The sequence below is a fragment of the Pelagibius sp. CAU 1746 genome (assembly GCF_039839785.1).
Taxonomy (GTDB): Bacteria; Pseudomonadota; Alphaproteobacteria; order Kiloniellales; family Kiloniellaceae; genus Pelagibius.
In genome coordinates, this window is record NZ_JBDOQT010000001.1 from 2,367,770 (window position 1) to 2,385,729 (window position 17,960).

Consider the following 17,960-nt stretch of genomic DNA (forward strand, 5'->3'; position numbering starts at 1 on the left):
TCCTGTCTCTCAAATTAATTCTGTGGTCCCGCTAAGATAGGCCGGCGCTGTTTAAAATTCGCTAAATCAGGCGGTTAAGCTAAGATTGAGATAACTTGAAGCCTTCCTTAATCTTAACGTCCGCAGCAGCGCAAACCCAAGGGTTGAGGGGGTGTCCGGGCGCCGTGGGAGCCCTTCCCGGGATGTGTCTTTAATCATCATCCCGGGAAAATGCACCCCTCAGACCTCAGCTTTAGCGTTTAACGCGGATCAGTTCTTCCAGCATGTCGTCGGCGGTTGTGATGACCTTGGTGTTCGCCGAGTAGGCACGCTGGGTGATGATCATCTTGGTGAATTCCTCGGCCAGGTCGACCGTCGAGGATTCCAGCGCGGCCGGCGCGATGTCGCCGGCGCCGCCGTTGCCGGCCAGGTTCAGCTGGAAGTTACCCGAGCGGTCGGTCTCCAGATAGACGTTGCCGCTGCGGGACTCTAGGCCGTTGGGGTTCCTGAACATGCCCAGCGGCAATTGGTATATGTCCAGCCTCTGGCCGTTGTCGAAGAGGGCCGTGACGATGCCCTGCTCGCTGATGGTGATGCCCGTGTAGTTGCCGAAGCGGACACCGTCCTGGTCGATATTGGAAATGGTGAAGTCACCGGCGAACTGGGTCAGGCCGTCGGTGCCCGCAACGGTGCCCAGATCCAAGGCGACGGTCGAGTTGCCGGCACCGGTCGTGAAACCCGTCAAAGTGACGCTGGGGGCGACCGGCGTGAAGGCGAGGGGCGTACCGTCGGTATCGAAGGTGATGGTGCCCGAACCGGCCGCGGTGGCGGTGCCGACGCCGGCCATGGTCGGGTTCTGGGCCGACCAGGACCAGGAATTGATGGCGGTCTTGGTGAAGGTGATGTTCATGTCATGGGCGTTGCCCAGGGAGTCGAAGACCTGAGCCGTCACCGAGAAGCTATCGGTGACCGCCGCCGTGGAGGGCAGGTTGACGCCCAGCGCGATATTGGTCGTCGCCGCGGCGCTGCCCGAGAGGTTCGAGATGTTCACGGTCTCCAGACCGGTGAAGGTGCTGGAGCTGGGCGGCGGCGTGGTGGTGCGCAGATTGTAGCCCTGCAGGTAGTACCCCGCAGCGTTCACCAGGTTGCCGTTCTGGTCGGGATTGAAGGACCCGGCGCGGGTGAAATAGAAGTCGTCGCTGAAGCCCGGATTCGCCGATTCGTTGACCACGAAGAAGCCTTGGCCGGCGACCGCGAGATCCGTGCCGGAGGCGGAGCCCTGGAGCAGGCCCTGGCGGTCGATGTAGGAATAGGGCGAGGACGTGACGCCGCCGGGGGTGTGCGTGGTCTGGGTCGCGGCCTGGGTCACCAGCGTGGAAAAGCGCGCGCTGGTCCCCTTGTAGCCGACGGTATTCACGTTCGCGATGTTGTCCGAGATCATGCCCAGGGCATTGCTCTGTGCGGCCAGACCGGACACGCCGGCAAACATGGCGCCGTAGATACTCATGACTTCGTCTCCTTGGTTAGGGCCGGATAGCGGTCTTCTGGAAGCGGCTTCCGGGCCTGAAATCAGCTCTCTCGTTGCTCGAAAACTCTAAAACTTCTGCATCGTTCCGTGTTGGGGCCGTGCCGGCCTACTGTGCGATGGTCAGGATATCGTTGAGCGCGACCTCGAGCTCATCGATCTCCAGAACCACCTCGTCGTTGACCAGTTTCACGCCGGTCACCCGGCCCTTGGTGCCCTGCACCAAGGGCACCGGTTTGTCGCTGCTGTCGATCGCCGTCACCAGGAAGCCGTAGAGGCCGTCCTCGAGAGGATCGCCGTCGTCGTCGAGGCCGTCCCAGACGACTTCATGGTGACCGACCTCGGTATCCGCCTGGAGGGTACGGACCGTGTTGCCCAACTCGTCGATCACCAGGATATTCGCCTCGGCCGCATTGGCGCCCAGGTCGTAGGTGATGGTCGACTGGCCGTCCTGAAGCATCAGGATGATGCCGTCGGCACCGACCGTCTTGCCGATGTAACTCACCGCGTCGTTGAGCTGCATCTCGCTTTGCAGGGCAATCAGGCTGTCCAGCTTCTTGTTGGTCGAGATGGCCTGTTCGACGCCGGTGAACTCGACGAGCTGCGAGGTGAACTCGTTGGTGTCCATCGGATCCAGCGGGTCCTGGTACTGTAGCTGCGTGGTCAGCAGCGTCAGGAAGGTGTCGAAGGTTTCGGCCAACGACGACCCGTTGGTGAGCGAACTGGCGTCGCTGCTCTTGAACTCAACGCCGTTGACGGGTTGACGTACGCTTTCGACCGGCATGACTCAGTCTCCTTCCGCCTTAGACCCGGATGTCCAGGGCGCCGTCGTGGTAGGACGTCGGCTGCGGGGGAACGGCTTGGGCCGACTCGCCGGCCCCGGTATTCCGGGCGTTGGAGTCAGGGGAGCCGCGTTCCGCGGCGTTGCCGCCGCCGGCCTTCTGGTCCTGGCCCTGGTTCTGGCCCCGGAGGTTGAAGTTGAGGCTGCCGGAGTCGGTCTTCACGCCGGCCTCCTGCAACGCACGCTCCAGCCCCCGCGCGTCGCGCTGAAGCAGGTCCAGGGTCTCGGACCGCTCGGCGGAGATGACGGCGCGCAGGGTGCCGTCGTGATTGCTCTCAAGCTTCACTTCGATGCGCCCCAGTTCGGCGGGGTGGAGCTTGATGTTGATCTGATCCTGACCGGCGACTTGGGCGCGGCGGACCTGAAGGGCGATCTGCTCGGAGGGATCCGCGGCGGCGCCCTGGCGGGCATTGGTTAGAGTCTCGGCGAAGCTGGTGGTCTGCACGCTGCCGCCGGACGGAGCCGCGCCGCCGCTTACGGGCGTGGCGGAGGGCGCTTGCTGCATGCTGCTGCCGGCGCCGTCAGATCCGCCGGCGGTGGCGGCCGGAGTGAGAGCCTGGGCTGCCTTGTCGCTGGCGGCAGCGGCGATTTCCTGCCCCTTGGCGGCCTGGTTGGCTGGGGGAGCGGGTTTGTTGGCGGCAGCCGCCTGCTGGGGCAACTCGCCGGCAGCCCCGTCAGCCTTGGCCTGGCCGCCTGACTTGGCCGGGGGCTCGCCGTTCTGAGCCAGGGCCGCGGTCGCCGCACCACCGCCCAAGGCGGCAGAGGGGCGCGAGCTCAAACCTTCGGTACCCTCAGTGGTAACCGTCTGGCCATTGGAGGAGGAGGTCGTGGCGGCGGCGGCCGGGCGGCCGCTTGCTTCGGCCAGATTGGCCGGCGGCGTGTCCGGCGACTGGCGGCTGGCCGCCGCGGTCGGGTTGGCCGCCTTCGAGGTTGCGGTCTCGGAGGCCTTGCCAGCGGCCTTGACCGCCGGCGCCGCGGCGCTGGCGGGCAGGGCGGCTGCCTCTTCAGCGGTGACCGCCGGAGCCGGTGCGTTCTGGGCGGCGGCGGAAGCGGCATTCGCGGGGGTGGCTTTGGCGGCGTCCGCCGTGCCGGGCACGTCACCCTTCACGCCCGCAGGCGTGGTGCCGCGCACCTCCTGGCCCGGGACCACGAAGGCGGCGGCATTCGCATGCTGCGCGCCGGGGGCGTCGTTCTTGGCCGGGCCAGCCGCCGGGGCGGCATCCCCCGCGGTCGCGGTCTCATCCTCAGCCGGCGTCTCGGCCGTGGCAGCCGCAGCGTTCTCGCCGCTGCCTGAGTCGTCCGCGGTTGGCGCCTCCGCGGTGTCTTCAGCCGATGCGGCCGGGGTGTCCGCGTGGGTTTCGCTCTGGTTGTCGTCCTCCGCCGCATCGCTTGCGTCGGACAGGTCATGGTCGTCCGCAGGCCGCTCTTCCCGCGCGTCCTCGAGGGGCTCCTCGCGAGGGACATCCTCGCGCCCGTAGTCGTCATAGGACTCCTCCCGGACGGGGCCGGGCACAGGGCTCGGCTCCCGTGCCGAGCGGGTGTCTCTTTCGTAGCGGGCTTCCTCTTCGCGGAGGAGGCTGTCAAACAGCCCGTCGCCGGCGCGATCCTCTTTCTGGGTCGAGGACCGGCCGTCGAAGGGCGTATAGAAATCCGGAGCGATTGCTTGCATCGAAGGGTCCGCGTGTCTTTCTTGTTCTGAACCGCTTTAGGCGGCGTGGACGTCCAGGCGGAAACCGGCGGCTTCCAGTCGGCGCAAGATGGTGGCTTCCATCGAGGCCTCATCGGCACCTTCGGACATCCGCTGGTCGACTTCCTGCCAGGCATCACGCAGGGGCTTCAGAAGATCGATGATCTTCGCGGTGCCCTCGGCGTCGCTGTGGATGTTGACGCGGATGAGCTGCGCCAGGGCAAAGCGGTAGATGCGGCCGAGCTGTTCGGCGATCTCTCCGCCCTTTTCCATGTCCAGGCTCATGTGCAGGGTGCCGACGATCTCGGTGACCACGTTGATCCGGTTGCAGCGTTCCTCGATATCGTTCTGCTGCATGGCCTTGATCGCAGCAGTCAGCGAGAGAATGGCCTCGTTATAGAGCATCACGACGACTTCGGTCGGACGGGCCCTCTTCACCTCGCTGCGAAAGGCTTCGGTAGCGGTAAGCGGCATTGTTCTATCTCCGTGTTGCTTCCCGGGGCAGGGCCGCGCCAGACGGCATTGCTGCTTTCGGGGGCTGAGGAGCGGTGAACGCGGAACGTCCGGCCACTCCAAGTCACGGCAGGGAGAACGCAAGTTGCGGGCCAACTCTTCGGTCTGCCGGAAACCGGCTGAAATCGGCGGCTTTCGATGCGGCATCTTCGTTCGCGGGCTGGCGCCGGATCATTCCTGCCTGGCAGTTCTTGCAGGGTGGCAGGACAAGCTTTGCCCGGTCGGCCGTCCGCTGGGGAGAGGATAGGGCGCTCGGGCGAGCGCGCCGGTCTTATAAGGTGATGATGCTTATAAGGAGATGCTGCGGCACGCGCAGCGGCTCGCGACGTCCCGCGGTCCGGAGCAGGCGAGTGCGCCGCCGCCGGGCGCGATGGAGCAGGAAGTCTTTGCCCGCTGGGCAATGCAGAAAATTCCAGCCGGCGCAAGACTTTGCCGCGGTCCTCCGCGCGACATGACGGCATAACTATATGATGAATAATGAAAAAATACGCTCCCTGAAATTGGCATGATCTGTGCTGAAGACAGGGCGCCCGCCTGTTTCCGGGTCCATCCGGGAACAGGAGACGCCGGCAAGCAGCCAGCTCTCGGGCTCTGCCCACTCAGGTTATTGGAGTAGACCCATGCCTACAGTGACGACGAACACGGCGGCCAACTCGGCGCTGCGGTTTCTGAACTACAACTCGATGATGTCCGGCGCCTCGGTGTCGAAGCTTGCCTCCGGCTCGCGCATCGTGAAGGCGTCCGACGACGCCGCCGGTCTGGCCATCGGCACGCGCCTCCTGGCCGACACCACGGTGTTGCGCCAGTCGGCGGTCAACGCTTCCCAGGGCGCTTCGGTGCTGCAGGTGGCCGACGGCGGCCTGGCGCGCATCGCCGACGTGCTGCAGCGTATGAAGGCGCTGGCAGCGCAGTCGCTCTCGGGCGTTCCCTCGAACACGGAGCGTGGTTTCATCGACGCCGAGTTCCAGCAGCTCAGCGCGGAAATCACGGCCATGGCGACGACCACGCGCTTCAACGGCAACTCGCTGCTCGACGGTTCCTCGGCGGCGGCCACGCCGGTCGACTACTTTGTCGGCAGTGAGGTGGGTGACGTCATCACCGTCAACTTCGGCACCCTGGCTGCCGTGGCCGGCTTTACCGCCACCGACCTCAGTCTCGATACGCAGAGCGCCTCGACCGTGTCGGCCGCGGGCAACGCCATGTCGGCGGTGGATGCCGCCATCGACCTGGTGTCGGAGGCGCGCGCGACCCTGGGCGGCCTGATCTCCCGCTTCGAGTTCAGGGGGCAGCAGATCGCCACTTCTCTTGAAAACATCAATGCCGCGAAGTCATCCATCATGGACGTCGACCTGGCTGAGGAACAAAGCAAGCTGGTCTCGTCGCAGGTGCTTGTCCAGGCATCGGTCTCGGCGCTGTCGCAGGCCAACGAACTGCCGCAGGCCCTCCTCAGACTGCTGCAGTAACCACACCTCTTTGGGCAGAGGTGAACGGGGCGGGGGGCCAAGAAGGCGCTCCGCCCCGAGCTTTTTTGGCCCGGCTTTTACGGGAAGGGCTTTTATCCGCCGTCTGCCGTGAAGCCGCCGCACCCGGCAGACTTTTCCATGTTTGTTGAGAAATCCCTTCCCATCGGCAGCCGCGGCGCGGCGGGCCTGGTGCCTGGGTGACAGCTCATCATATTGATATTGCTGAAGTAAATAGAATTTCTTGGGTTGGCACGATCTCTGCATAGATAGGGGCAGGCCGCGCTTAAGTCGTTTGTTTGGCGCAGTTTTTACCGGCAGGACGTCGGTTCTCGGGGCTCTGCCCCAACAGGTTATTGGAGTAGACCCATGCCCACAGTCACGACGAACACGGCGGCCAACTCGGCGCTGCGGTTTCTGAACTACAACTCGATGATGTCCGGCGCCTCGGTGTCGAAGCTTGCCTCCGGCTCGCGCATCGTGAAGGCGTCCGACGACGCCGCCGGTCTGGCCATCGGTACGCGCCTCCTGGCCGACACCACGGTGTTGCGCCAGTCGGCGGTCAACGCTTCCCAGGGCGCCTCGGTGCTGCAGGTGGCCGACGGCGGCCTGGCGCGCATCGCCGACGTGCTGCAGCGCATGAAGGCGCTGGCGGCGCAGTCGCTCTCGGGCGTTCCCTCGAACACGGAGCGTGGTTTCATCGACGCCGAGTTCCAGCAGCTCAGCGAAGAAATCACGGCCATGGCGACGACCACGCGCTTCAACGGCAACTCGCTGCTCGACGGCTCCCCGACGGCCGCGACGCCGATCGAGTACTTCGTCGGCAGTGAGGTGGGTGACGTCATCACCGTCAACTTCGGCACCCTGGCGGCCACGGCCGGCTATACATCGACGTCGCTTGGCCTGGCCGCCGAGAGCGCCGGGACGGTATCCGCGGCCGGCGCCGCAATGGCGGCGGTGGATGCCGCCATCGACCTGGTGTCGGAGGCGCGCGCGACCCTGGGCGGCCTGATCTCCCGCTTCGAGTTCAGGGGGCAGCAGATCGCCACTTCTCTTGAAAACATCAATGCCGCGAAGTCATCCATCATGGACGTCGACCTGGCTGAGGAACAAAGCAAGCTGGTCTCGTCGCAGGTGCTTGTCCAGGCATCGGTCTCGGCGCTGTCGCAGGCCAACGAACTGCCACAGGCCCTCCTCAGGCTGCTGCAGTAGCGGCCCTGGGCCGGACATCTTCGGGCGTGGGGTAGGGGCGGTCGCGCAGGGAGCGCGCCGCCCGGCCTCCTTGCCCCCGAAAAGTAAGGATCTGTTTACTTTCCCCTCGGCAACTCTTGCCTTGCCAGAGAGCCCGGCGGCAGATTTTGCCTAGCCAGGCCGGCAGATCTTGCCGCTTTTTGGCCCGAGCGGCCTTACATCGGGTCTGAGGTTCCTTCTCTAAGCTTCTGGTACATAAGTAAATCTGGAGCGATTACACCTTTTTGGCATCCCCCTTGCGTAGGGGGAGACGGATTTGTGTGCTCGGATTCCGTCCAGCGCATGCTCCGGCGGCCAAGTAGGTCGCTATCGGACCTCTCCGCAGGAGGTGGAGGGGGCGACGCTTCAAGTAGAAGGAATGAACTGATGCCTGTTGTTGCTACGAATACGGCGGCGAACTCCGCCCTTCGTTTTCTGAACTACAACTCGTCCATGGCGTCGAGCTCGGTCAGCAAGCTGGCCTCTGGCTCGCGCATCGTGAAGGCTTCCGACGACGCCGCCGGCCTTGCCATCGGCACCCGTCTGAAGGCCGACGTGACGGCGCTGACCCAGTCCGGCATCAACGCCGCCCAGGGTGCCTCCGTGGTGCAGGTGGCCGATGGCGGCCTCGGCCGTATCGGCGACGTTCTGCAGCGTATGAAGGCCCTGGCGGCCCAGTCGCTGTCGGGTGTTCCGACCAACACGGAGCGTGGCTTCATCAACGCCGAGTACCAGGAGCTGCTGAGCGAAATCGACGGTATTGCCGCGACCACCCGCTTCAACGGCGACTCGGTTCTGGACGGCACGGTGACGGCGACCGACTACTTCGTCGGCACCGACGTCAGCGACACCATCACCGTCGACTTCACCAACCTGGCCGCCGCGGCGTCTTCCTTCACTGCGGCCGGTATCAGCGTGAACGGCACCTGGGTTGGCACGGTCGCCGCTGCGACGGCGGCGATGGCTGCGGTCGACACGGCGATCGACCGCGTTTCCGAGGCGCGTGCGACGGCTGGTGCCCTGATCTCCCGTTTCGAGTTCCGCGGCCAGCAGATCGCGACCTCGCTGGAGAACATCGACGCGGCCAAGTCGTCCATCATGGACGTCGACCTGGCCGCCGAGCAGAGCAAGCTGGTCTCCAACCAGGTGCTGGTCCAGGCGGCCGTGTCGGCCGTCTCCCAGGCCAACCAGATCCCGCAGTCCCTGCTGCGGGTCCTGCAGTAGGTACATAGGCTGGCCAAGTAGGCCGGCAGGATATGTCCCCCGCGCGACGCGGGGGGCGCCACCTCTTCAAGTAGAAGGAATGAACTGATGCCTGTTGTTGCTACGAATACGGCGGCGAACTCCGCCCTTCGTTTCCTGAACTATAACTCGTCCCAGGCGTCGAGCTCGGTCAGCAAGCTGGCCTCCGGCTCGCGCATCGTGAAGGCTTCCGACGACGCCGCCGGCCTTGCCATCGGCACCCGTCTGAAGGCCGACGTGACGGCGCTGACCCAGTCCGGCATCAACGCCGCCCAGGGTGCCTCCGTGGTGCAGGTGGCCGATGGCGGCCTCGGCCGTATCGGCGACGTTCTGCAGCGCATGAAGGCGCTGGCGGCCCAGTCGCTGTCGGGTGTTCCGACCGATACGGAGCGCGGCTTCATCGACGCCGAGTTCCAGGAGCTGGTGAGCGAAATCGACGGCATTGCCGCGACCACCCGCTTCAACGGCGACTCGGTCCTGGATGGCACGGTCGCCACCACGGACTACTTCGTCGGCACCGACGTCAGCGACACCATCACCGTCGACTTCACCAGCTTGGCGGCCAGTGCTGCGGCTTTCACCGCCGCTACCCTCGGTGTTGGCTCCAGCGATGTGGCGACGGCCGGCGCGGCCGCTGCGGCGATGTCGGCGATCGACACGGCGATCGACCGCGTTTCCGAGGCGCGTGCGACGGCTGGTGCCCTGATCTCCCGTTTCGAGTTCCGCGGTCAGCAGATCGCGACCTCGCTGGAGAACATCGACGCGGCCAAGTCGTCCATCATGGACGTCGACCTGGCCGCCGAGCAGAGCAAGCTGGTCTCCAACCAGGTGCTGGTCCAGGCGGCGGTTTCGGCCGTCTCCCAGGCCAACCAGATCCCGCAGTCCCTGCTGCGGGTGCTGCAGTAATTTAGCGTTTCTCCCCGGGAGGCTTGGCGCCTCCCGGGGAGGAGTTCCTGGCCGGCTAGGTAAGCTGGTCTGTTTCTTCCGCTGCAGGACGTGGCGGAAGAGAAGGCTCTTCAAGTAGAAGGAATGAACTGATGCCTGTTGTTGCTACGAATACGGCGGCGAACTCCGCCCTTCGTTTCCTGAACTACAACTCGTCCATGGCGTCGAGCTCGGTCAGCAAGCTGGCCTCTGGCTCGCGCATCGTGAAGGCTTCCGACGACGCCGCCGGCCTTGCCATCGGCACCCGTCTGAAGGCCGACGTGACGGCGCTGACCCAGGCCGGCATCAATGCCGCCCAGGGTGCCTCCGTGGTGCAGGTGGCCGATGGCGGCCTCGGCCGTATCGGCGATGTTCTGCAGCGTATGAAGGCCCTGGCGGCCCAGTCGCTGTCGGGTGTTCCGACCGATACGGAGCGTGGCTTCATCGACGCCGAGTACAGCGAGCTGGTGAGTGAAATCAGCGGTATCGCCGCGACCACCCGCTTCAACGGCGACTCGGTCCTGGACGGCACGGTGACGGCGACCGACTACTTCGTCGGCACCGACGTCAGCGACACCATCACCGTCGACTTCACTGCCTTGGCGGCAGGCGCCGCCAACTTTACCGCGACCACGCTGGGCGTGGCCGCCAACGGAGTCAGCACGGTTGCCAGTGCTCAGGCGGCTATGGCCGCCGTTGACTCGGCGATCGACGACGTCTCCGAGGCGCGTGCGACGGCTGGTGCCCTGATCTCCCGTTTCGAGTTCCGCGGCCAGCAGATCGCGACCTCGCTGGAGAACATCGACGCGGCCAAGTCGTCCATCATGGACGTCGACCTGGCCGCCGAGCAGAGCAAGCTGGTCTCCAACCAGGTGCTGGTCCAGGCGGCGGTTTCGGCCGTCTCTCAGGCCAACCAGATCCCGCAGTCCCTGCTGCGGGTGCTGCAGTAGGTACATAGGCTGGCCAAGTAGGCCGGCAGGATATGTCCCCCGCGCGATGCGGGGGACACCACCTCTTCAAGTAGAAGGAATGAACTGATGCCTGTTGTTGCTACGAATACGGCGGCGAACTCCGCCCTCCGTTTCCTGAACTACAACTCGTCCATGGCGTCGAGCTCGGTCAGCAAGCTGGCCTCCGGCTCGCGCATCGTGAAGGCTTCCGACGACGCCGCCGGCCTTGCCATCGGCACCCGTCTGAAGGCTGACGTGACGGCGCTGACCCAGGCCGGCATCAATGCCGCCCAGGGTGCCTCCGTGGTGCAGGTGGCCGATGGTGGTCTCGCCCGTATCGGCGACGTCCTGCAGCGCATGAAAGCCCTGGCGGCCCAGTCGCTGTCGGGTGTTCCGACCAACACGGAGCGTGGCTTCATCAACGCCGAGTTCCAGGAGCTGCTGAGCGAAATCAACGGTATTGCCGCGACCACCCGCTTCAACGGCGACTCGGTTCTGGACGGCACGGTGACGGCGACCGACTACTTCGTCGGCACCGACGTCAGCGACACCATCACCGTCGACTTCACCAACCTCGCTCCGGGCGCGGCTGTGACCGCCTTCACCACCACCGGTCTTGGCGTGAACGGCAGCAGCGTGAGCACCCCCGGCAACGCTTCTGCGGCGATGGCGGCGGTCGACACGGCGATCGACTCGATCTCCGAGGCGCGTGCGACGGCTGGTGCTCTGATCTCCCGTTTCGAGTTCCGCGGTCAGCAGATCGCGACCTCGCTGGAGAATATCGACGCGGCCAAGTCGTCCATCATGGACGTCGACCTGGCCGCCGAGCAGAGCAAGCTGGTCTCCAACCAGGTGCTGGTCCAGGCGGCCGTGTCGGCCGTCTCCCAGGCCAACCAGATCCCGCAGTCCCTGCTGCGGGTTCTGCAGTAAGCCCGGATTGTCTGGTTGGGTGTGGCCTTTAGGGGCCACACCCGGCCGGTCCGGCAGGCCCGCCTAAGGAGGGCTTTAGCACATGGACACGACGATCAAGAGCACCGCCTCGTCGACGGCGGTTCCGAATACCACCTCGACCCCGGCCAAAGCGCCGCCGGTCGACACCAGGACGATGACGCCCGAGAAGGTGGAGAGCCCGCAGGCCGTGCAGGCCAGCGGGAGATCCAGCAAGCCGGTGCTTCAGCAAGCCGCTCCGAACTCCGCCCTGACCACCTACAAGGATCAGGACAGCGGGCGGCTGATCGTCCGGGTCTACGATCGCCAGAACGGCGACATCTTGGTGGAATTCCCTCCGGAAAAGGCATTCCGGAGCGTGGAGGAGGTCCTCCAGGGTGTGGGTAAGAAGCCAAACAAGACCATTTCCGTATAGCTTAATGCCTTGATAACCAAGATATTTTAACGGCTTTTAAGCAAATACAGCAGTAGTCTGGGGTGTAGAATTGGGGGCGTAGGAGAAGTGTTATGGCTCTCGCAGGAACACAGGGCACGGTTTCCTTCCTGGGAAACTCCCCGCTGCTGACCGGCTCGTTTTCCGGCTTGGACACGGCTGCCATCATTGAAGCCTCGCTCGCCGTCAAGCGGATCCCGATCGACCGGCTTGAGAACAAGATCTCGCAGAACGATACCCGCATCGCGGCGTTCAATGAGTTCAAGACACTTCTCAACAACCTTCAGTCCGCGGTCAACGGGCTGCGCAACCCGCCGGGCTCCACCGGCATTCTGAGCAACGTCTTCGAGCAGAAGGCCGCCTTCGTCTCCTCCAACACCGCGACGGCGGCGACCGAGATTCTGGGCGCCACGGCCACCAACAATGCCGCTGCGGGCGTTTATGAGATCGTCGTACAGCAGATTGCCGAAGCTCACAAAGTCTCGGGCAGCACGCTGGCCGATGTCTCGACGGCGCTGGGCGTCACGGAAACCATCACCGTCGGCCTGGCCGGCGGGACCACCGCCGACATCGCCGTCACCCCGGACATGACCGCCACGGACGTGGTCTATGCCATCAACGCCGTTTCCAGCACGACCGGCGTTCGCGCCTCAGCTCTCAAGATCGCCGCCGGCGACTATCGGGTCGTCCTGACGGCGGAGGACACCAACAAGGCGATCCAGGTCACCGGCGACAACGCCGGCGCCACTCTGGCGGCCTTGGGGCTCTCCGCGGACAACGGCGCAACCTATACCGAAGTTCTACAGGTGCCGCAGCCGGCGCAGCTCACGCTGGACGGCATCGCCACCGTTATCGAGCGCGATTCCAACGAGATCGATGATCTTATCGACAACGTGACCATCGATCTCTTCAAGGCCGACGTGGGCACCACGGTGACCCTGGAGATCGAGAACGACCTCTCGGCGGCGAGGGCGCAGATCGACGAGTTCGTCACCGCCTACAACGATGTAAAGTCCTTCCTGCTGTCGCAGCAGGAGGTGAACGAGGACGGCGAGCTCGGCTCCGCGGCAATTCTCTTCGGCGACAACCTGTTGCGTTCTCTGGGCCGCGACCTGGGCGGCGACCTGGCCGACCTCGTCGACGGTGTCGGGGCCAGCGACCTGGCGACCCTGCGCAGCGTCGGTATCGAGATCGGCGAAGACGGCCTGCTGACCATCGACAACGGGACCCTGGATGCCAACCTGGTCGACAAGCTGGACCAGGTGCGCGCCGTCTTCGAATTCGGTTTCCAGTCGAGTTCTGCCGAGGTACGGCTGGTGAAGCGGGGCCAGCTTCTGGAGGTCGGCACCTTCGTGATCACCGATCCGGGCGGAGCCATCGACGGCACCAACCTGCAGGTCGGCGGGGTCGATGCCTTCCAGGTGGACGGCAGCGTGCTGCGCGGTCTGGAGGGGACGATTTACGAAGGTATGTCGCTGGCCTATGGCCGTGACACTTCGGATGCGGGCGCGGTGGCCCAGAACATCACGATCACGACGACGACCGGCATCGCCGAGCGCCTCTACCAGCACCTCGAGAACTACGTGAATGCTTCCGACGGGTTGATCACGGAAGAGGTGAACCGCCTGACGGCCCAGAGCGAGGACTACAGCGACAAGATCCTGGCCTTGGAAGACCGTCTTCTGATCTACCAGAACACCCTGGTCGAGAAGTATGCTGCCATGGAGCGGGCCGTTGCCCAGGCCCAGGCAATGGCCGATCAGCTCTCGGCCTTCCTCAAGGGCGGCGACGACTGATCCAGCTTCCCGCCGGGAACGGCCGGCGGGCGAGACCGTGAAGCATCGAGGTTCGGGAACGTGACACAATCCTACAACGCTCTGTCCGCTTACCAGGCCGCCTCCAACATGACGACCTCGCTGGGCGCGGTGGTCATGCTCTATGACGGCATGATCAAGGAAGTGGGCAAGGCGAAGGCGGCCATCCAGGAGGGCCGGATCGAGGATCGTTTCAACGCCACCCAGAAGGCCTGCAAGATTCTCTTGGGCCTGCAGTCGCACCTCGATTTCGAGAGGGGCGGGGACATCTCCCTGATGCTCGATCAGTTCTACCATACGATCTTCCGCGATCTGCAGAAGGTCAACATGAGCAATTCCGCGTCGGCCTGCGACGAGATCATCAACGCCCTCGGTGAAGTTAGGGCGAGTTGGGCGGAGTTGGCGAAGAATGGCCAGGGCAGCGCCCCTCCGCAAGCGGGGGGGAAGCCGGCCGCCGAGGGCACGGAGCCGGAAACGCCGGCGCCGTCTTCCGTCGCCCTTTCCATCTGAAGACGCAAAGCAGCCGCCGGCGGCTGGAATCCAGCCGGCCCGGTGCCTTCGGGGACGACTTTAAAGGTTCTCTTAGTAAATGACTGCTTAATGTGGTGACGGCGTCCGGCCCGGCCCATCGGGTGGCGCCTGTGCAGCAATTTCAGCACCCGTGAGCAGGATCGAATGAGCCAGCAGCAGCCAGCATCCCCCAATGCCGAGAAGTCGATGAAGTCGCCGCGCGGCGCCAAGGCGGCCCGCCAGGGCCCCAAGGAAGGCCGGAAAGGGCGCGACTTGGGCAAGATGCTGGCGGCGGCGGAGGAAAAGTACGAGACCGGGCGCTTAAGGGGCGCCGTCGACATGCTCAAAAGAGTTCTGAGCGCCGACCGCGGAAATCCCGTCGCCACGGCACTGCTGGGGCTCTGCTATATGCGCCAGCGCCGCTTTCCGGAGGGCGAGAAGCTGATGAAGCGGGCGCTGGAATCGGCGCCGGCCAACCCCGCGGTGCAGGTTCTCTACGCCAAGCTACTGCATGGCTTGGGGCAGATGGATCAGGCGGTCAACGTCTACACCCGCGCTCTCGAGCTGGAGCCGGACAACGGCGGAACCTACCGGGAGCTTGGCATCCTGCTGCTGGACGCCGGCGTTCTGGACCAGGCGATCGAGGCCTTGATCATGGCGATCCGGCTCAACAACAGTGACGCCAAGGCCTTTTACCACCTGGGTCTGATCAAGAAACGCCAAGGCTTGATCAAGGAAGCGGTCGACGCCTATAGCATGGCCGTGGGGCTGAAACCGGATTATGCGGAGGCGCACGTCAATCTCGGGAAGATCGCGATCGACAACGAGAAGTACGAGCTGGGCGAAAAATCCTGCTTCAAGGCGATCGAGGCCAATCCGAAGATGGCCCAGCCCTATATCAACCTCTGCATGATCAAGCGTGCCCAGGGGAATTTCGAAGAGTCAATCCGCTATGGGAAGAAGGGCGTCGAACTCGATCCCATCAACGGCGCTGCCCATTCCAATCTGGGCAATACCTACATGGACCAGCATCGCTACCGCGAGGCGCTGGTCTGCTTTCGCAAGGCGATGGAATTCGAACCCAGCTTTGCCTCCAGCTATTTCAATACCGGCAATGCGCTGCGCCTGCTGCACGAGCTGGATAAGGCGAACGTCCATTACGACAAGGCGATCGATCTGGAGCCGGAGCGCGGCGAGTATATCCACAACCGCGGACTGGTCTGCCAGGAACAGGGCGACAACCCCAAAGCCCTGGAGTACTTCCGCAAGGCCGTCAAGTTCCAGCCGAACGAGCCGGGTCTGCAGTTCTCGCTGGCGCGGTCGCTATGGCGCAACGAGCTGTTCGAAGAATCCTGGGACTACTTCGATTCCGGCTTGACGGCCAATCTGCGCAAGCCGGTCCGCTGCTTCAGGCAGCCCCGCTGGCGTGGCGAGGACATCGCCGACAAACGCATTCTCGTGTGGCGTGAGCAGGGCCTGGGTGACGAGATCGACTTCAGCCGCCGCTATCCGCATATCATCGATGCGGCCGGGCAGGTGGTCATCGAGGCGGACAAGCGCATGCTGCCGATCTTCGAGCGCAGCTTTCCGCAGGCGAGTTTCCTGCCGGAGAAGCTGGACGTGAAGACCGACCTGGAGCGCAAGGACTGCGATCTTCACCTCCCGGCCGGCAACCTGCTTCAGTATTTCCCTCTCACCGAGGCGGAAATCGCCATGAAGCGCTATCCGGAAGATGACCTGGAAGCCGCCTTTGCCTGCGGTGAGCGCTCCCGGAACGCCAAGGGCTATCTGGCACCGGACCCGAAGCTGGTGGAGCAGATGGCGGAACGCGTGTCGGGCCTGCCGGAAGGTTTCAAGTTAGGCATCTGCTGGCGCAGCCAGTACTCCCACCGCGACCGTGACATCCACTACACCCGGCTGGAGATGTGGGAGCCGATCTTCCGCATCCCCGGGCTTGTTTTCGTCAATCTCTTCTACGAGAAGTGCGAAGAGGAGATTGCCGAGGCCGAGGCGCGCTTCGGCATCAAAATCCACCGTTGGGACGACATCGACCTGAAGGACGATATGGAGTCGGCTTTTGCGCTGACCACCCAGATGGACATGGTGCTGTCGACGTCGACTTCGCCCAGCCGTATCGCGGAAGCGGTGGGCAAGGAGATCTGGCTGATGTCCGCGGGCGGCAGCCGCGTGAACGAGTCGCCCAAGGGCGAGTACGGGGTCCCCCACCATCTTCACTGGCAGCGCCATTGGACCGAGCCCTGGTCGGTGCTGATGGAGCGTATCGCGGCGGCCCTGGAGGCACGCCTTCGCGGCTGAGGGCTTCTCTCCCGCGACCCGCAAAAAGAAAGGGCCGTCCCGGAGGACGGCCCTTTTCCGCGTCTGCTTTGGCGCCTTACAGGGTATGGCGCACTTCGTAGCGGTCATTGGGCATGATGTACTGCCAGGCCTGACGGCTCTTCGTATCGATGAAGATCGGCGCGCGCATGTTGACCGAGGTCTCGAAGCTGTTGCCCATGCGCCGGAAGGTCGCGATCAGCATGATGGCGCAGTTCTGAACGGTGATGTTCAGGTGCTGCAGCGCGGCGTCGATGTCCTTCGGCTCGATCAGGCCGGCGGCGGGCTCGTAGGGCAGGACGATGAACGAGAGGTCGTCCGGGTCCAGGGCCTGCAGCAGCATGAAGCTGGACTGCGATTCGCTGGGGATCATCGCCAGGCCGAAGGAATTGTAGCCGACAAAGCCGGGAATTCCCTTCGGGAAGGTTAAGGCCTGGTTAAGGTCGAATTCGATGACGCCGAACCGCGTCTTCACGGTCGTCGTCTGTTCCGCACCGGAGGGAGGCGCCGAGGCGTACCCGCCGTGGCTGGCTGGAGCGGCCATCCTGGCTGCCTGAATCTCGCGGGGCATAGTTAACTCCTTACTCTTGAGGGCCCCATTATCGGCCCCATCTGGTTACGAAATCGCTATTCAGGGCATTTATCTCAAATAATTGAGGAGGCTCAGATCGCTGATCCGGGACAGCGACAGGTAGGAGCCCTGGAGCTGGACCTCGTCCTGCGCCAGCCGGGTCGTGGCTTCGGCCACGTCGACGTCTTCCAGGGTCGAGACCAGGTTCGCGGTGTAGGTCAGGTAGTCCTCATGGCCGTCCTTCGCGGCTTCCAGCACCTTGGTGCTGGCGCCGATCCGGCCGCGGATGTCGCTGAGACCGTCGACGGCGGATTTCATCAGGGAGTAGGCCTCCTCCAGCACCGCGTCGTCCAGGTTGGCGCCGGCGTAGTCCATATAGGCAAGGGCGCGCAGCATTTCCTCGAACGCCGGCTCGTCGGCGGTGATGCCGTAGGCGGTTTCGTAGGTCTCGTCGCTGCGCACCGCGAGCTGCAGGTTGTCGCCCTGGTAGAAGTCATAGTCGGCGGTGAAGACGCCCGGCAGTCCCGCCTGCGGCGTATAGGTGGGGTCGCTCAGGTCGACAGCGGGATTGTTGGTCTGCGCCCCGGCGAAGAGGAAGCGGTCTTCGTGCTGGGTGTTGAGCAGAGATTCCGCCTCGGCCAGGAAGGTGGCCGCGAACTCCTCCAGCGGCACGTCGGCGATATTCTGGCCGGACATCGCAGAGCTTATGATGGCCAGCACCTCGGTCGCTCGGTCCACCAGAATGCCGACGGAGGATTCCATGATGCTGAGGCGTGTGAGGGCCTGATCGATGTTGCGATTGAACTGCTCTGTGCGGGCTACGGCGCGCTCCACGTTCACAAGCTGGCTGGCGTCCGCCGAGATGGTGGAATACTGCTGCGCCACCTTGCCGCTGGCGATCTGGATCTGCCGGTCGGCGACGTTGCCTTGCGTGCGCATCGTGTAGGACAGGGTCAGCTGGTGCTGAGCGAAGTTGGCTACCCGGAACATTGGATGTCT

Annotated in this window: 16 protein-coding genes; 10 read left to right on the top strand and 6 right to left on the bottom strand. The window is 64.3% G+C overall.

Annotated elements, in window-relative coordinates; all coding sequences use genetic code 11:
• Positions 1-232 precede the first annotated feature (232 nt).
• The 4 genes from flgE to fliS (AAFN88_RS11220) form a co-directional block, all read right to left on the bottom strand.
• The gene (gene flgE / locus AAFN88_RS11205) at positions 233-1,486 is read right to left on the bottom strand and encodes a flagellar hook protein FlgE (RefSeq protein WP_347520392.1); all 1,254 of its coding nucleotides are present in this window, start codon (positions 1,484-1,486) and stop codon (positions 233-235) included.
• Positions 1,487-1,613: 127 nt separating this feature from the next.
• Positions 1,614-2,288: a flagellar hook capping FlgD N-terminal domain-containing protein gene (locus AAFN88_RS11210; RefSeq protein WP_347520393.1), complete on the bottom strand. Its 675-nt coding sequence runs from the start codon at positions 2,286-2,288 to the stop codon at positions 1,614-1,616.
• 19 nt (positions 2,289-2,307) lie between these two features.
• The gene (locus tag AAFN88_RS11215; protein WP_347520394.1) at positions 2,308-4,014 is read right to left on the bottom strand and encodes a flagellar hook-length control protein FliK; all 1,707 of its coding nucleotides are present in this window, start codon (positions 4,012-4,014) and stop codon (positions 2,308-2,310) included.
• Between the two features lie 36 nt (positions 4,015-4,050).
• On the bottom strand, positions 4,051-4,506 hold the full coding sequence (gene fliS / locus AAFN88_RS11220) for a flagellar export chaperone FliS (RefSeq protein WP_347520395.1): 456 nt from the start codon (positions 4,504-4,506) through the stop codon (positions 4,051-4,053).
• 659 nt (positions 4,507-5,165) lie between these two features.
• Between fliS (AAFN88_RS11220) and AAFN88_RS11225 the strand changes: the two genes are divergently transcribed.
• The 10 genes from AAFN88_RS11225 (at position 5,166) to AAFN88_RS11270 (ending at position 16,372) form a co-directional block, all read left to right on the top strand.
• The gene (locus tag AAFN88_RS11225) at positions 5,166-6,008 is read left to right on the top strand and encodes a flagellin (protein ID WP_347520396.1); all 843 of its coding nucleotides are present in this window, start codon (positions 5,166-5,168) and stop codon (positions 6,006-6,008) included.
• 366 nt (positions 6,009-6,374) lie between these two features.
• Positions 6,375-7,217 (top strand): flagellin, encoded by an 843-nt coding sequence (locus AAFN88_RS11230; protein ID WP_347520397.1) that lies wholly within the window; start codon positions 6,375-6,377, stop codon positions 7,215-7,217.
• A 405-nt stretch (positions 7,218-7,622) separates the two neighbouring features.
• Positions 7,623-8,459: a flagellin gene (locus AAFN88_RS11235; protein ID WP_347520398.1), complete on the top strand. Its 837-nt coding sequence runs from the start codon at positions 7,623-7,625 to the stop codon at positions 8,457-8,459.
• 87 nt (positions 8,460-8,546) lie between these two features.
• Positions 8,547-9,383: a flagellin gene (locus AAFN88_RS11240; protein ID WP_347520399.1), complete on the top strand. Its 837-nt coding sequence runs from the start codon at positions 8,547-8,549 to the stop codon at positions 9,381-9,383.
• Positions 9,384-9,514: 131 nt separating this feature from the next.
• A complete protein-coding gene (locus AAFN88_RS11245) occupies positions 9,515-10,351 on the top strand; it encodes a flagellin (RefSeq protein WP_347520400.1) in 837 nt (278 codons plus the stop codon).
• An 87-nt stretch (positions 10,352-10,438) separates the two neighbouring features.
• The gene (locus tag AAFN88_RS11250; protein WP_347520401.1) at positions 10,439-11,281 is read left to right on the top strand and encodes a flagellin; all 843 of its coding nucleotides are present in this window, start codon (positions 10,439-10,441) and stop codon (positions 11,279-11,281) included.
• Positions 11,282-11,363: 82 nt separating this feature from the next.
• Positions 11,364-11,714, top strand: a complete 351-nt coding sequence (locus tag AAFN88_RS11255) for a hypothetical protein (RefSeq protein WP_347520402.1) — start codon at positions 11,364-11,366, stop codon at positions 11,712-11,714.
• A 92-nt stretch (positions 11,715-11,806) separates the two neighbouring features.
• Positions 11,807-13,528, top strand: a complete 1,722-nt coding sequence (gene fliD, locus AAFN88_RS11260) for a flagellar filament capping protein FliD (RefSeq protein WP_347520403.1) — start codon at positions 11,807-11,809, stop codon at positions 13,526-13,528.
• A gap of 60 nt (positions 13,529-13,588) precedes the next feature.
• Positions 13,589-14,056: a flagellar export chaperone FliS gene (gene fliS, locus AAFN88_RS11265; protein ID WP_347520404.1), complete on the top strand. Its 468-nt coding sequence runs from the start codon at positions 13,589-13,591 to the stop codon at positions 14,054-14,056.
• Positions 14,057-14,221: 165 nt separating this feature from the next.
• Positions 14,222-16,372: a tetratricopeptide repeat protein gene (locus tag AAFN88_RS11270; RefSeq protein ID WP_347520405.1), complete on the top strand. Its 2,151-nt coding sequence runs from the start codon at positions 14,222-14,224 to the stop codon at positions 16,370-16,372.
• 76 nt (positions 16,373-16,448) lie between these two features.
• Here the strand turns inward: AAFN88_RS11270 and fliW are convergent, their stop codons facing one another.
• Both fliW and AAFN88_RS11280 read right to left on the bottom strand, forming a co-directional pair.
• Positions 16,449-16,961 carry a flagellar assembly protein FliW gene (fliW, locus tag AAFN88_RS11275; protein ID WP_347520406.1) on the bottom strand — a complete coding sequence of 171 codons (513 nt, stop codon included), beginning with the start codon at positions 16,959-16,961 and terminating at the stop codon, positions 16,449-16,451.
• A gap of 69 nt (positions 16,962-17,030) precedes the next feature.
• Positions 17,031-17,951 carry a flagellin gene (locus AAFN88_RS11280; RefSeq protein ID WP_347520407.1) on the bottom strand — a complete coding sequence of 307 codons (921 nt, stop codon included), beginning with the start codon at positions 17,949-17,951 and terminating at the stop codon, positions 17,031-17,033.
• Positions 17,952-17,960 lie beyond the last annotated feature (9 nt).